14 protein-coding genes and 1 riboswitch are annotated in these 14,251 nt (G+C 68.0%); of the genes, 2 read left to right on the top strand and 12 right to left on the bottom strand.

Annotation, left to right across the window (positions count from 1 at the left end; all coding sequences use genetic code 11):
- Nucleotides 1–3 precede the first annotated feature (3 nt).
- The 10 genes from ACI2JH_RS07470 to ACI2JH_RS07425 all read right to left on the bottom strand — a co-directional run bounded on the left by ACI2JH_RS07470 (nucleotide 4) and on the right by ACI2JH_RS07425 (nucleotide 8,941).
- On the bottom strand, nucleotides 4–1,077 hold the full coding sequence (locus ACI2JH_RS07470) for a class I SAM-dependent methyltransferase (protein WP_404735831.1): 1,074 nt from the start codon (nucleotides 1,075–1,077) through the stop codon (nucleotides 4–6).
- Nucleotides 1,074–1,868, bottom strand: a complete 795-nt coding sequence (locus tag ACI2JH_RS07465; protein ID WP_404735830.1) for a DUF1295 domain-containing protein — start codon at nucleotides 1,866–1,868, stop codon at nucleotides 1,074–1,076. Before ACI2JH_RS07465 ends, ACI2JH_RS07470 begins: the two co-directional genes overlap by 4 nt.
- The gene (locus tag ACI2JH_RS07460) at nucleotides 1,865–2,416 is read right to left on the bottom strand and encodes a DUF2878 domain-containing protein (RefSeq protein ID WP_404735829.1); all 552 of its coding nucleotides are present in this window, start codon (nucleotides 2,414–2,416) and stop codon (nucleotides 1,865–1,867) included. The genes ACI2JH_RS07465 and ACI2JH_RS07460 overlap by 4 nt, the downstream gene beginning before the upstream one ends.
- 1 nt (nucleotide 2,417) lies before the next feature.
- A complete protein-coding gene (locus tag ACI2JH_RS07455; protein ID WP_404735828.1) occupies nucleotides 2,418–3,671 on the bottom strand; it encodes a class I SAM-dependent methyltransferase in 1,254 nt (417 codons plus the stop codon).
- On the bottom strand, nucleotides 3,668–4,432 hold the full coding sequence (locus ACI2JH_RS07450) for a DUF1365 domain-containing protein (protein ID WP_182656479.1): 765 nt from the start codon (nucleotides 4,430–4,432) through the stop codon (nucleotides 3,668–3,670). The genes ACI2JH_RS07455 and ACI2JH_RS07450 overlap by 4 nt, the downstream gene beginning before the upstream one ends.
- A complete protein-coding gene (locus ACI2JH_RS07445; RefSeq protein WP_404735827.1) occupies nucleotides 4,429–5,709 on the bottom strand; it encodes an NAD(P)/FAD-dependent oxidoreductase in 1,281 nt (426 codons plus the stop codon). The genes ACI2JH_RS07450 and ACI2JH_RS07445 overlap by 4 nt, the downstream gene beginning before the upstream one ends.
- Nucleotide 5,710: 1 nt before the next feature.
- On the bottom strand, nucleotides 5,711–6,673 hold the full coding sequence (locus tag ACI2JH_RS07440) for an acyl-CoA desaturase (RefSeq protein WP_182656481.1): 963 nt from the start codon (nucleotides 6,671–6,673) through the stop codon (nucleotides 5,711–5,713).
- A gap of 87 nt (nucleotides 6,674–6,760) precedes the next feature.
- Nucleotides 6,761–7,534 carry an anti-sigma factor domain-containing protein gene (locus ACI2JH_RS07435; RefSeq protein ID WP_182656482.1) on the bottom strand — a complete coding sequence of 258 codons (774 nt, stop codon included), beginning with the start codon at nucleotides 7,532–7,534 and terminating at the stop codon, nucleotides 6,761–6,763.
- Nucleotides 7,531–8,100: a sigma-70 family RNA polymerase sigma factor gene (locus tag ACI2JH_RS07430; protein WP_101099567.1), complete on the bottom strand. Its 570-nt coding sequence runs from the start codon at nucleotides 8,098–8,100 to the stop codon at nucleotides 7,531–7,533. The genes ACI2JH_RS07435 and ACI2JH_RS07430 overlap by 4 nt, the downstream gene beginning before the upstream one ends.
- Nucleotides 8,101–8,167: 67 nt before the next feature.
- Nucleotides 8,168–8,941, bottom strand: a complete 774-nt coding sequence (locus ACI2JH_RS07425; RefSeq protein WP_404735826.1) for a hypothetical protein — start codon at nucleotides 8,939–8,941, stop codon at nucleotides 8,168–8,170.
- A 96-nt stretch (nucleotides 8,942–9,037) separates the two neighbouring features.
- Nucleotides 9,038–9,269, top strand: a riboswitch (cobalamin riboswitch).
- Between the two features lie 217 nt (nucleotides 9,270–9,486).
- Between ACI2JH_RS07425 and metE the strand changes: the two genes are divergently transcribed.
- Nucleotides 9,487–11,790: a 5-methyltetrahydropteroyltriglutamate--homocysteine S-methyltransferase gene (metE, locus tag ACI2JH_RS07420; RefSeq protein WP_404735825.1), complete on the top strand. Its 2,304-nt coding sequence runs from the start codon at nucleotides 9,487–9,489 to the stop codon at nucleotides 11,788–11,790.
- Nucleotides 11,791–11,986: 196 nt separating this feature from the next.
- On the top strand, nucleotides 11,987–12,613 hold the full coding sequence (gene pncA / locus ACI2JH_RS07415; protein WP_042613724.1) for a bifunctional nicotinamidase/pyrazinamidase: 627 nt from the start codon (nucleotides 11,987–11,989) through the stop codon (nucleotides 12,611–12,613).
- A gap of 83 nt (nucleotides 12,614–12,696) precedes the next feature.
- Here the strand turns inward: pncA and purU are convergent, their stop codons facing one another.
- Together purU and ACI2JH_RS07405 are read right to left on the bottom strand one after the other, a co-directional pair.
- Entirely contained in the window at nucleotides 12,697–13,548 is an 852-nt protein-coding gene (gene purU, locus ACI2JH_RS07410; RefSeq protein ID WP_319275236.1) for a formyltetrahydrofolate deformylase, read from the bottom strand.
- A 321-nt stretch (nucleotides 13,549–13,869) separates the two neighbouring features.
- Nucleotides 13,870–14,205 (bottom strand): DUF2798 domain-containing protein, encoded by a 336-nt coding sequence (locus tag ACI2JH_RS07405; RefSeq protein WP_404735824.1) that lies wholly within the window; start codon nucleotides 14,203–14,205, stop codon nucleotides 13,870–13,872.
- Nucleotides 14,206–14,251 lie beyond the last annotated feature (46 nt).

Below are 14,251 nucleotides of genomic sequence, written 5' to 3'. Positions count from 1 at the left end.
CCTTCAACGGGGACGGAACAGGTAATGGGCCACCAGCCACTGCTGGCCCTTCTCATAACCGAACAGTTCGGCGCAGGCCATCCAGAACATCCGCCAGCGCTGGAACCACAGCGCAGCGGCGGCATCACCGTAGGTCTGGCGCAGCACCGGCATCAATGCATCGCGCTGGCTGTCCTGGTTCTGCAGCCAGTGGTTGGCCGTGCGCTGGTAGTGCGTGCCATCCAGCAACCAGCGCTGCTGCAGCTGCAGGTCGTGCTGGAAGTGCAGCAGCGTGTCCGCTGCCGGCATCAGGCCGCCGGTGAAGAAGTGCCGCCCCATCCAGTTGTCCTCGCCCTCGGTTTCAAAGGGATACATCGCGGTGCGATGCACGAAGATATGCACGAACAACGCCCCATCGCTGCGCAGCCAGCGGGCGATGCGGCCGAGCAGGCGGTCGTAGTTGCGCATGTGTTCGAACATCTCGATGGACACCGCGCGGTCAAAGGAGTTCGCGGGCAGGTCCAGCTGGTTGACGTCGCGGGTCAGTACCTGCACGTTGCGCAGCCCGCGTGCCTGGCACTGCGCCTCGATGTGCGCACGTTGCCCGTGCGAATTGGACACCGCGGTGATGCGTGCGTGTGGATAGCGTTCGGCCATCCACAAGGTCAGCGATCCCCAGCCACAGCCGAGTTCCAGGATGTCCTGTCCATCGTCCAGCCCGGCACGCTCCGCATATAGTTCCAGCATCGCCTCTTCGGCCTGGTCGAGCGTCTCCGTGCCGGTGCGGTAGTAGCAACTGCTGTATTTCAACCGCTTGCCAAGGCAGGCCTGGAAGAACGCTGCCGGTACTTCGTAGTGCTGGCGGTTGGCCGCATCCACGTGCAGGGCCAACGGGCTTCCCGCCAGTTCGGTGATGCGCTCGGAAAAGCGCATTGCCTGGCCTTCGGTGCCGCCTTCGAACTCTTCGCGCAGGCGCTGTGCGCACTGGCGGCGGATACCGTAACGCAGCAGCGCGTCCGGCAGCAGCCCGCGTTCGGCCAGGCCGGTCAGCCCCGCCGCATGGTCCGGCAGCGGCAGGCTCTGGAAGTGGGTGCTCATCGGGGCAGCTCCTTGGAGTGTGCGGATTTCCTGGGGAACCAGGGAAAGATCATCGAGGTGCTGCGCTGGTACTCGCGGTAGTCCTCACCGCGGCTGCGCAGGGCCTGTTTTTCAGTGAACGGCACGCCGCTCAGCCAGCGCAGGAACACGTACATCACCACCGGGCCGGCGCAGGCCAGCCACCACAGCGGGGAACCCACGGCCAGCAGCACATAGGTGAACCAGTGCAGCCATTCGAAGAAGTAGTTGGGATGCCGCGAATAGCGCCACAGGCCTTCGCGGCAGGTACGGCCCTTGTTCGCCGGGTCGGCGCGGAAGCGTGCCAGCTGGCGGTCGGCCAGGCTCTCCCCACCCACGCTCAGCACCCACATCGCCACCGCTGCCACCACCCAGCCGATACCCTCGCCGCGCGGGTTCTGCGCCACCGCGATGAACGGCAGGGCGAACAGCACCACCAGCAGCGCCTGGGCCTGGAAGAAGCCGAAGATCCTGCCCTGGTGGCCCTGCCAGTGATCGCGCAGGTAGCGGTAGCGACCGTCCTCTTCTTCGCTGCGCACGCGTCGCCACAGGTGCAGTGCCAGACGGGCTCCCCACAACCCGCCCAGCACGCCCAGCGCCAGCCGCGGCAGCAGCGCGCCGTCGCCCAGCAGTGCCAGCAGCAGCGCGGCGGCGGCCACGCTCTTGGCCCACAACACATCCACCACGCCGATGTTCTGGTGCCGGCGCTGCCACCACCAGCCCCAGCACATCACCACCGCGGCATACAGCCACACCCACCACAACAGCTTCATCGTGCTTCTCCTGTGTCCATGGGGTCGGCACGGCGTGCCGGCTGCCAGCGCCGCGCGCAGGTCGCCAGCAGCGGCAGCGCGAGCGCCCAGCCGATACCCAGCAAGGCGATGCCCTGCCAGGCCGGCGTGGCGAAACTCACCGAAGAAAATCCCCGCGCGGCCGACACATAGGCCAGGGGGGCCAGCAGCAGGCCGACCAGCACGGCCAGCCGCCACCGGCGCTGCAGGGCAGCGAAAGAGACGGTCAGGGTCATCGCGAACGATGCCCACAACGCAAGGATCCAGACCGGCGCCAGCGCGCGTTCGGCATTGCCTGCGGCATACACCACCCGTCCGGAAGCACCCGCCACGCCGTCCACCACCAGCCCGCAACCGATCGCCAACGCGATCAGCTTCAGGTCCACCACCGGGTGCGGGGACTGCAGCAGCTGGCTCAGCACGTAGGCCCCCGCCGCCAGCAGCGCCGGCCAGTACAGCCCGCGTCCGGCACCGGCCACCGCGCAGAACCACACCAGCTGGTTGCCGATCAGGTTGCCCCAGAAGTGCATGTCAGTGGGCTCCGGCCAGCGGCGGGGGACGGTAGCCCGGTCGCGCCAGCAACAGCTGCGACACGCCGATCGAGCGCTCCAGGAAACCGCCTTCGCAGTACGCCAGATAGAACTCCCACAGGCGGATGAAGTCTTCATCGAAACCTTGCGCACGCACCGCCGGCAGCTGGGCGAGGAAGCGCTCGCGCCAGGCGCGCAGTGTGAGTGCGTAGGAGTGTCCGAAGTCCATCTGGCCGATCAGCTGCAGGTCGCTGCTGCGGGTTTTGGCCGCCAGCATGGCGTTCAGCGAGGGGATGAAACTGCCGGGGAACACGAAGCGCTTGATGTAATCCACGCTGCGCCGCGCCTGCTGGTAGCGCTCGTCTTCGATGGTGATCGCCTGCAGCATCGCCAATCCTTCCGGCTTCAGCAGGCCGGTCAGCGTGGCGAAATAGGTCTGCAGGTACTGCGCGCCGATCGCTTCGATCATCTCGATGGACACCAGCTTGTCGTACTGGCCATCCAGGTCGCGATAGTCCTTCAGCAGCAAGGTCACCCGATCATGCAGTCCCGCTGCCTCGATGCGCTGGCTGGCCAGCGCGTGCTGCTCCACCGATATGGTGGTGGTGGTGACACGGCAGCCGATGTGGCGTGCCGCGTACAGCGCGAACCCGCCCCAACCGGTACCGATTTCCAGTACGTGGTCGGTGGGCTTGAGCTGCAGCTGTTCGCAGATGCGCGCGAGCTTGCGCTGCGATGCCGCCTCCAGCGTATCGCCGTCTTCGAACAGCGCCGAGGAATACATCAGGTCCTTGGAAAGGAACAGCGAGAAGAACGGATTACCCAGGTCGTAGTGCGCGGCGATGTTGCGTCGGCTGCCTTCACGGGTGTTGCGGCGCAGCTGTGCCCAGGCCTTCAGCGCCCAGCCACCGATCCGCGCCGGACCGCGTTCCACGCCGTCGAGCAGTTCGCGGTTGCGCACCAGCAGCTGCACCAGCGCCACCAGGTCGTCGCAGCGCCACTGGCCACGGATGTAGCTTTCGCCGGCGCCGACGCTGCCCTGGGTCGCCACCGCGCGATAGAAGGCCGGGTCATCGATGGTCACCGTCACCAGCGGGCCGCTGCCCTGCGCGCCGAGCACCACCTCACCCAGTGCGTCGCGGACCCGCAGACTGCCCTCACGCAGCGCGGCCAGCTTGGCCAGCAGCTGGCGTCGCAGGAAAGCATCCAGGCGCCCGGGCCGTGGCAGGGCCATGCAGTGGCTCATGTCGTTCATTGGTTTTTTCCTGCAAGCGAAGGATGGTCGTGGACCGGATTGCGTTTCAGCCACAGGCGCATCGCCTGCCAATGGATCGCGCCGACCACCTGCAGGGTCATCAGCGGATGACGGGCCAGCACCATGGCCAACCCGCGGCCGTCGAGCGCGCGGCGCTGCATCGACTGGGTCGCATCGAACTGGCGCTGGCCGTCGCGCCATACCTGCATGTGCACGCGCAGGTCGTCGCCGGGCACGGTGAAGCGCCAGTCGTAACCGCAGTCCATCTGCATGAACGGCGAAACATGGAACTGTTTGTCGAAACGCCAGCGCAGCGCGCGGCCACGCGCCTGCGCATCGGCGACCGGCAACACGTAGGCATGGCGTTGCTTCCATGGCGTGTTGGTGATCTCGGCGACGATGCATTCCAGTGTTTCGTCAACCGCATGGCAGTAGTAGAAGCTGACCGGATTGAACACGTGGCCGGCGTGGCGCAGGTGGGCGAGCAGGCGCACCGGACCCAGCGGACGGTGGCCAAGCGCGCCCTGCACGCGGTCGCGCACGGCCTCGGCCAGCGGTTGGTCGGGATCACCCAGGTAATCGCTGCGGCGGAACTCGACCAGGTTGCGGCGACCCACCGACCACAGCCAACGCCGGTCGAACACGCGGTCCACTTCTTCCAGGTCCAACAACAGCTGCGCGATCGGATAACGGAAGGCGTGCGCGTGCGGCAGGTGCCTGCGGTGCACGACCTCGCCACGATAGATCGCACTGCCGCTCACGCGGTGGTTTCCTCGTGACGCGGCCAATGCCTTTGCACGCTCACCGAGTGCAGCGCATCCACCACGCGCCGCGCACTGCGGATGCCATCTTCGTGGAAGCCCCAGCCCCAATACGCACCGGCGAACCAGGTATGTCGGCGCCCCTGCACCTCATGCCAGCGCCGCTGCGCACGGACCATGGCATGGTCGTGGACCGGGTGCGCGTAACGCAGGCGACGCAGCACCTTGGACGGGTCGATCGCCTCACTGCGGTTGAGCGTCACCAGCAGCGGGGTCGGCGTGTCCAGGCCCTGCAGCAGGTTCATGCAATAGGTCACCGTACAGGCCTGGGCCGGATCGCTCGGCACGTGCGCGTTCCAGGCCGCCCACGCCGCGCGGTTGCGTGGCAGCAGACTGGCATCGGTATGCAGCACGACCTCGTTGGGCTGGTAGCGGATGGCACCGAGCACGCTGCGTTCCAGCATGTCCGGATCCTGCAGCAGCCACAGGGCCTGGTCACTGTGGCAGGCCATCACGACGTGGTCGAAGCCTTCCGCGCCCGCTGCGGTGTGCACCAGCACGCCATCGGCCAGCCGTTCCACCGCCAGCACCGGGCACTCCAGCCGCTCGCGCACGTGCCAGCGTTGGCGCAGCGCGTCCACGTAACGCGCCGATCCGCCCTGCACCACCCGCCATTGCGGGCGGCCGGTCAGCTGGAGCATCTGGTGGTTGGCCATGAACTGCACCAGGTAGCGCGCCGGGAAGTCGCGCACGCGGGTGGCCGGTGAGGACCAGAGGGCCGATGCCATCGGCAGCAGATGCTCTTCGATGAAGGCCTCGCCGTAATGATGGTCGTTGAGGTACTGGCCCAGCGTCGGCCCGGCCTCGTCGCCCTGCAACAGGGCCGGCGCCTCGCGGTAGAAGCGCCGCAGGTCCGCCAGCATCCCCCAGAAGCGCGGCGACAACAGGTTGCGGCGCTGGCAGAACAGCCCATTCAACGAGGTGGCGTTGTACTCCACCCCGCTACGTTCGCTGTGCGCGGAGAAACTCATCGTGGTCGGCTGCGAGGCGACACCGAGCTCGTCGAACAGCCCGCTCAGCAGCGGATAGTGCTGCGGGTTGAAGACGATGAAGCCGGTGTCCACCGAGACGGCGCGGCCATCCACCTGCAGCGCGTGGGTGTGGGTGTGGCCCCCCAGGTAATCGTTGGCCTCGAACAGGGTGACCTCGTGCTGCGGGTCCAGCCACCATGCGCTGGCCAGTCCGGCAATGCCCGAACCAATGACGGCGATGCGCATGTCAGTCCCTTGCCTTGGCCAGCACCCAGGCAGGCACTGGCTTGAGCCCGTGCACCAGCCGCAGCGACTGCATCAGCCGCAGGCCGTACCAGGTGATGTCCACTTCCCACCAGCGGAAGCCCTGGCGCGCGGTGCCCGGGAAGAAGTGATGATTGTTGTGCCAGCCTTCGCCGAAGGTGAGCAGGGCCAGCCACAGGTTGTTGCGGCTGTCATCGCCGGTGTCATAGCGCTGCCGGCCGAAGCGGTGGGCCAGGGAATTGATGGTGACCGTGGCATGGAACAGCACCACGGTGGAGACGAAGAAGCCCCAGACCAGCATCTGCGGGCCGCTGGTATCCAGCGACGGTGCCACGTGCTGCAACAATGCGCCCAGGCCATACAGCGCCGCGGCCAGCGCGACCGGCACCAGCGTGTCGAAGCGGTCCAGCCAGCGCAGTTCCGGGAAGCGGGCCAGGTCGGGGATCCGCGCCCAGTCGGTGCGGAACCCTTCGCGGGTCAGGAACCAGCCCATGTGGCTCCACCAGAACCCGTGTTCCCGCGGCGAATGCGGGTCCAGCGGCTGGTCCGCATGGCGATGGTGGCTGCGATGGTGCGCAGCCCACCACAACGGCCCCCGCTGTACGCTGGACGCGCCGATGGCCGCGAACAGGAACTGCACCGGACGCGAGGTCTGGAAGGTCCGATGGGAGAAGTACCGGTGGTAGAAGCCGGTGATGGCGAACATCCGCACCGCGTACAGCAGCGCGGCCACGGCCACCGCCACCCACGAAACACCCACCCAGATCACCGCCACGCAGGCCAGGTGCAGGCCCACGAACGGCAGCGCGCGCAGCCAGTCGATGCGCTTGCCATCGGCTTCGGCGGCGTCGACAGCGCCAGGTTCCCTGGCGGCGGTATCGAACCAGCGCAACAGGGTGGACCAGCGCCGCGGGCGGGGCGGCGGTACTGCGGGTGTGGCCGACATCGTGCATCCCTCCTGGATCTACTGTCAGGAGATACGGAGCCAGCGGCCCCGTGGATGCAGCTTCCGGAAAATAAATTCTCCGGACCGTTACAGGTTGGCGATGTCTCCCTTGGCGACCACCGGACCACTGGGCGCCGGATGCGGCGCGCCCGCCGACGGTTCCAGGGTGATCGCCAGTACCGAACCGTTGACCAGCGCCGAACGCAGCGCGGCCGGTACGTCCACGGTGTGGGCGCGGTCGTTGGAGACCAGGCCCAGCGACACCGGTGCGCCACCGGCCGGGATCACCCACAACTCGGGCGCGCGGCCCTGGGCATCCGGCGCGGACGGCACCGGCACCATCAGCACCTTGCCCAGCGTGGCATCGACCGAGGCCAGCCAGCCGGCACGGCCATCGTCATGCAGCAGCGGGGTAACCGGGCGCGTCGCCTGCTCCGGCTCGACCGCCGGGGTCGGTGCCGGGGTAACGGCCACCGGGGTGGGTACGGGGGCATCCGGTGCCGGACGGGTGAACACCGCGACCAGCGCCAGCGCGGCAGCCAGTGCGGTGGCACCCTGCCAGAAGCCGGTACGCTGCCACGGACGCGCGTTCGGGGCGGTGTCGAAGGTCGCCCAGCCCAGTTCGCGACGCACGCGCAGCCACACATGGGCCGGCACCGGGGCGCTGCCCACTTCTTCCAGCAGCGGCGCCAGTCGTTGTTCCCACTGATCGACCAGCCGCGCAAAACCCGCGTCGGAACTGATGCGCTGCTCGGCCTCGCGGCGTTGGGCGGCGTCCAGCACGCCCAGCACGTACTCACCGGCCTGCTGGTCGGCGCTCGGCGGCTGCCCGTCTTCGTGGTGGAGGTCGCGGATGTTCATGGTTCCAGGCATACCCGAAGCTGGGTCAGGCCACGGCGGATCCAGCTTTTCACCGTACCCAGCGGAGTGGCAAGGCGGCGCGCCAGTTCATCGTGGCTGGCACCGTCAAGGAAGGCGGCGCGGATCAGGCTGCGCCGGCGCGGTTCCAGCGCCTGCATGCAATCCTGCAGCCGCGCGTCTTCATCATTGCGTTCGGCCAGCTGGGCCGGCTGCAGGTCACCATCGGGCAGTTCCTCGGCGATGGACACATCGTCGAGCGCCCGCGGCGGTGCAGCGCGCAGGCGGTCGATGGACCGGTTGCGGGCCAGCATCGACAGCCAGGTCATCGCCGAAGCCTTGCCGGGATCGAAGCGCGAGGCTTTGTGCCAGACGGTCACGAAGACCTCCTGCAGCACGTCTTCGGCTTCGCCACGGTCACGCAGCAGGCGCAGGCAGATCGCAAAAAGGCGTCCCCCGGCTTGCTGGTACAGCGCTTCAAAGGCATCGCGATCCTGCGTCGCCACCTGTTCGAGCAGGGCGTCGAGTCGGCGCGCGTCGGCACCGTCGGGGGCGTCCGGCTGGGGCATTGCAGGCTCCGCGTGGTACAGGGGCAGACCTGCATCCTCCTTGCTCGGCGCGCGAACCGCAAGTACATCATCGCGTGCATGAGGCCACCAGGGGCTGCGTGCGGGCGGCGGAAAGCTCGCCTTCGCTGACGGGCCGCGGCGCGCCGGGGAAGCGGATGCGCACCTGCGGCCAGCCGCCATCGGCATCGCGCACGTTGCCGGTGCCTTCGAACTGCAGCAGCCGCCGATCAGCACGTGCGTAGACCAGGTTGACCGCCGGCACCGCGAAGCCGAACCAGGCATCCAGCTGCATCTGCAGCTGTTCAGCCGGCTGGCCCTGCCAGTCCACCGCACCGACCCGGCGCAGCTTCACCGGCACCCAACGCTGGCGGCTGGTGAGCAGGAACGGCAAGGCCACCGTATCGCCCTGCAGCAGCGTGGACCAGTGCGCGCGCACGGCCGCATCGAATCCCGCGTCGATCACTCCGCCGCCAGGCATCTGCAGGGTCTTGGCCGCATCGGCTGCACCGCTGGCGGCGCGGATGCTGACCCGGCGCTGCGTACCCTGCGCCTGCACCGCTTCCCGGCGTCCGTCGCGGCCATCGACGAACTCGAAATCCGGCGCCTGCGCATTGGCGGCGGCCGGCATCCATTTGCGCGCGAACGGGCGCCCGTCATTGCAGCGGTAAAGCACCAGCCGCGCCTGCTGCGCGCCCACGTCCTGCAGATAATGGGTTTCGCGGTACAGCGCGCGGCCCCCCTTCGGCGCCAGCGCCTCGCCTTCCACGCGCAGCACCGCGGCACCGGCAGGCAAAGCAGCGGCGGCAAGCAACAGCAGGCAGGGCAGCAAAAGGGAGCGCATGGCAGGGTCCGCAGGGGGCTCATGGACAGATACGCAGCGGGCGGCGCATTGGATGCAGTGCGCCGCCAGCCCCTTGACTGATGCCGCGCTTGGGCCTACCTTGTGCTCGCCGAAGGTATCCATCGCTTCATGCGAATGAAAGGATGGATTTAAACGGGAATCCGGTGACCGTGCCCCGTGCACGCATTCCGGAGCTGCCCCGCAGCGGTGAATGGAAACGACCTCCGCCAACAGCACTGGGCCATGGCCTGGGAAGCGGCGGACACTAGGTGGGCGGCAACGCCCGTGTCCAACAGCCCGAATACCGGCCCCGGCCGGAGGACCTGCGCGTCCTTCGATTCGACCTGGAATCTCCGCGGGGAGGTTGCCCGGCCCATGCCGTCCCGCCGCCAGCGGGATGCGTCGGCACGTGCGCCTGTCCACGGCATCCGGTTCGCCCGCGGGGGCGAAGGTCGCTGGCAGGAGGGACGTGGGCCGGCAACGGCGCGCGGCGCCCTGCAGTTCCTTCGTTCCTCAATGCCGACATGCAATGAGGACACGCTGCAATGACCACCGTTACCAACCTGGGTTTTCCCCGCATCGGCGCCAAGCGCGAACTGAAGCGGGCCCTTGAGCGCCACTGGAGTGGCGAGGATGACATCGCCACCCTGCAGGCCAGCGCCGCCGCGCTGCGTGCACGGCACTGGACGCTGCAGATCGAGGCCGGCGTGGATGTGCCGCCGAGCAATGATTTCAGCCTGTACGACCAGGTGCTGGATACCGCCTTCCTGTTCGATGCGCTTCCTGCACGTTACCGGCAGTTGGCCGCTGTCGAGCCGCTGGCCGCCTACTTTGCGATGGCCCGCGGCCTCCAGCGCGATGGCATCGACCTGCATGCGCTGGAGATGACCAAGTGGTTCGATACCAACTACCACTACCTGGTGCCGGAACTGCAGGCCGGGCAGGCATTCGCGCTGCGCGGTGACAAGCCGCTGGCCGAATTCCGCGAAGCCAAGGCGCTGGGCATCCACACCCGCCCGGTGCTGCTGGGGCCGGTGAGCTTCCTGCTGCTGTCCAAGACCACCGATGGTTCGGCCGCGCTGGACCTGCTGGATGCGCTGCTGCCGTGCTACGTGGACCTGCTGGCCCAGCTGGAAGCGGCTGGCGCGGACTGGGTGCAGCTGGACGAGCCGCTGCTGGTGCAGGATCTGGACGCGGCCGCCCGCGCCGCATTCGAACGCGCCTATGCCGTGCTGGGCGCGAAGGCGGCCGCACGACCCAAGCTGCTGCTGGCCACTTACTTCGGCGCACTGGATGACAACCTCGGCCTTGCCGCCAGCCTGCCGGTGGACGGCCTGCACGTGGACCTGGTGCGGGCGCCGGAACAACTGGATGCCGTGCTGCAGGCGCTGCCCGCCGGCCGCGTGCTGTCGGCCGGGCTGGTCAACGGCCGCAACATCTGGCGCACCCACCTGGACAATGCGCTGATCCTGGCGCGCTATGCGCAGACTGATCGCGGTGCGGACCTGCTGTGGCTGGCCCCGTCGTGTTCGCTGCTGCATTCGCCGGTTGACCTGTCGCTGGAAAAGAAACTGGACGGGGAACTGCGCAGCTGGCTGGCGTTCTCACGGCAGAAGCTCGAAGAGCTGCGCGTGCTGGCCGATGCGCTGGACGGCAAGCCGTCCGCGGACGCCGGGCTGAGCGCCAACCGCGAGGCACTGGACGCCCGTCGTCGCTCGCCGCGCGTGCACAATCCGGCCGTCGCCGCGCGCCTGGCCAGCCTGTCCGCCGCCGACGCCCGGCGCCATGGCAGCTATCCGCAGCGCCGCCTGGCCCAGCACGCCGCGCTGCAGTTACCGCTGCTGCCCACCACCACGATCGGCTCGTTCCCGCAGACCCTGGACGTTCGCCAAGCACGCGCCCGGCACAAGTCCGGCACGTTGTCGCTGGCCGACTACGAGGCCTTCCTGGAGCAGCAGACCGCGCAGTGCGTGCGCGTGCAGGAAGCACTGGGACTGGACGTGCTGGTGCATGGCGAGTTCGAGCGCAACGACATGGTGGAGTACTTCGGCGAGCAGCTGGAAGGCTTCGCTTTCACTGGCAATGGCTGGGTGCAGAGCTACGGCTCGCGCTGCGTGAAACCGCCGGTGATCTTCGGCGATGTCAGCCGCCCGCAGCCGATGACGGTGCGCTGGTCGCAGTACGCCCAGTCGCTTACCCGCAAGCCGATGAAGGGCATGCTGACCGGCCCGGTGACGGTGCTGCAGTGGTCGTTCGTGCGCGACGACCAGGAGCGCGACGCCACCTGCCGGCAGATCGCGCTGGCACTGCGCGACGAGGTGAATGACCTGGAGGCGGCGGGCATCGGCGTGATCCAGGTTGACGAACCGGCGATCCGCGAAGGCCTGCCGCTACGCCGCGCGCACTGGCGCAACTACCTGGACTGGGCGGTGGAATCGTTCCGGATCAGCACCAGCGGGGTGCGCGATGCCACGCAGATCCACACCCACATGTGCTACTCGGAGTTCAACGACATCATCCACTCGGTGGCGGCCATGGATGCCGATGTGATCTCGATCGAAACCTCGCGTTCGCGGATGGAGCTGCTGGATGCCTTCGTGCGCTTCAACTATCCCAACGAGATCGGGCCGGGCGTGTATGACATCCACTCCCCGCGCGTGCCGGACAAGGCGGAGATGGTGGACCTGCTGCGCAAGGCGCTGGCGGTGCTGAAGCCGCAACAGCTGTGGGTGAACCCGGATTGCGGCCTGAAGACCCGCGGCTGGCCGGAAGCCCGCGCGGCGCTGGAAGCACTGGTGGCCGCCGCGGCCGAACTGCGCGCCGAGCACGCCGAGGCCAGCGTCGCCTGACGAGGCCAGCGTCGCCTGACCAGGAAGGCGGGCGGCGGCGCGCTGCCGCCGCCCTTGTCGTGTCGCGACTGCTCGACATGCCCCGCCTTCCCGTAGTGTCGAGCTTGCTCGACACCACCTCCCGCGCCGTCGACCAGGCTCGACGCTACGCCCTGTCCCCCGCTACGCTGCAGGTTCCCCCGGTACGGATTTTCCCATGACGCCCCTGCCCGCCCACGTGGCCCTGATCGTGGTGGACCTGCAACCGGATTTCATGCCCGGCGGCGCGTTGGCCTGTGCCGATGGCGATGCGCTGGTCGCCCCGATCGCCGCGCTGCTGGCCGAGCGCCGCTACCGCACCGTGGTCGCCACCCAGGATTGGCACCCGGCCAACCATGCATCGTTCGCCAGCCACTACGCCGGCCAGCAGCCGTTCGCGCAGATCCAGCTGCACGGCCATCCGCAGACCCTGTGGCCCGACCACTGCGTGCAGGGATCACCCGGCGCGGTGCTGCATCCCGGCGTGGACTGGAATGCCGCTGACCTGGTGCTGCGCAAAGGCACCCGTCCGCGGGTGGATTCGTACAGCGCGTTCCGCGAGAACCACGGCCCGGAAGGGTCGCGCCCGGCAACCGGACTGGCCGGCTGGCTGCGCGAACGCGGCATCAGCGAAGTGCACGTATGTGGGCTGGCACGCGACTACTGCGTGCTGTGGACCGCACAGGACGCGGCCAGCGCCGGCTTCGCCGTGGGCTTCCACTGGGACCTGACCCGACCGGTCAGCGCCGACAACGACGACGCCACGCGCCAGGCATTGGCAACGGCAGGCATCGCGCTGCTCTGATCGCGCCGGGTGCTGTTCCGGTAGCGCCGAGCCGTGCTCGGCGGATTCCACCCGGCACCGCAATGTGCGCCACACGCGCCGCGCTAACGGAACACCACCGTACGATGCCCGTTGAGCAGGATGCGGTGCTCCACATGCCGGCGCACCGCACGCGCCAGCACCTGCGATTCGGTATCGCTGCCCAGACGCACCAGCTCGCGCGGGGTCATCGCATGATCCACGCGGGCCACGTCCTGTTCGATGATCGGGCCTTCGTCCAGGTCTTCGGTCACGTAATGCGCAGTGGCACCGATGATCTTGACCCCGCGTGCGTGCGCCTGGTGATACGGCTGCGCCCCTTTGAAGCTGGGCAGGAAGCTGTGGTGGATGTTGATCGCACGGCCCGCCAGCGCGCGGCACAGCGTCGGCGAAAGAATCTGCATGTAGCGCGCCAGCACCACCAGGTCGATCTTCTCGCGCTCCACCAGATCGATGATCTGGCGTTCCTGCACCCCGCGCGTTTCCGCGCTCACCGGCAGGTGATGGAACGCAATGCCGTACGACGCTGCGAGCGGTGCGAAGTCGGCGTGGTTGGAGGCCACCGCCGCGATATCCACCTTCAACTGGCCGCTGTGGGCGCGGAACAACAGGTCGTTGAGGCAGTGCCCCTGTTTGCTGACCAGCACCAGCAGGCGGGCGCGGCGGCGGCCGTCGTGCAGTTGCCAGTCCATGCCGAAGTCGCTTGCCAGCGCCTGCATCGACGCCTGGACCGTGTCCAGTGGCAGGCCGGCATCACGGTCGAAATGCACGCGCAGGAAGAAGCGCCCGCTCTCTTCGTCGCCGAACTGCTGGGCGTCGAGGATGTTGCAGCCGTGGTCGTACAACAGGCCGGACACGCGGTAGACGATACCGGTGCGGTCCGGGCAGGACAGGGTGAGGATGGAGTCGGGTCGCATCCGGCCAAGTCTAGGCCAGCCTGCTGCGCTGCGGAATAAATGCTCTCAGATGCAACTGCATCGACCGGTAGTGACGGCCGCTGGCCGTCATGCCTCTTCCGTAGGTGGGTGACCTTCAGTGGTGACCTTCGGTGGGTGACGACCGTTGGTGACCTTCGGTGGGTGACGACCGTTGGTGACCTTCGGTGGGTGACGACCGTTGGTGACCTTCGGTGGGTGACGACCGTTGGTCGTCACGCTCCTGCCTTCCGCTGCGCTCGCCGAGCACGGCTCGGCGCTACTGGCTGCGCCCGACATGACAGCCAGCGGCCGTCTCTTTCCTCAGCCCGGCGGATGCACCGTCAGTGCTACCAGCCGCAGCACCAGCGGGCGCACCACCAGCACGCAGCAGAATGCCACCGGCATTGCCAGCAGATAGGCCTCCAGCACCCGGCCCAGATAGGCCTCGTCCACCCCCGCGTGCGCGGCGGTGATCACCAGGCACATCAGCATCGCCATGATGCCGGCCATGAAAAAAGCAAACACATAGGGCGTGGCGCGATGGCCGAACTTCAGCCCGCGACGGGCCGGCAATACAGTGGAATCAGTCATGAAAGGGGGCGTGCAGGAACAGCCTTCCAGCATGCCCGACGCGCATCCCGGCTGCAGCCCCTGCATGCTTGGGGCAGTCCGAAGCAGAACTTTGCCCCCGGCCATGGCAGGC

The sequence above is a fragment of the Stenotrophomonas sp. NPDC078853 genome (genome assembly GCF_044901215.1).
Classification (GTDB): Bacteria; Pseudomonadota; Gammaproteobacteria; order Xanthomonadales; family Xanthomonadaceae; genus Stenotrophomonas; species Stenotrophomonas lacuserhaii.
Note: the sequence above shows the minus strand (reverse complement) of the source record. Positions and strands in the feature narration are given on the sequence as shown.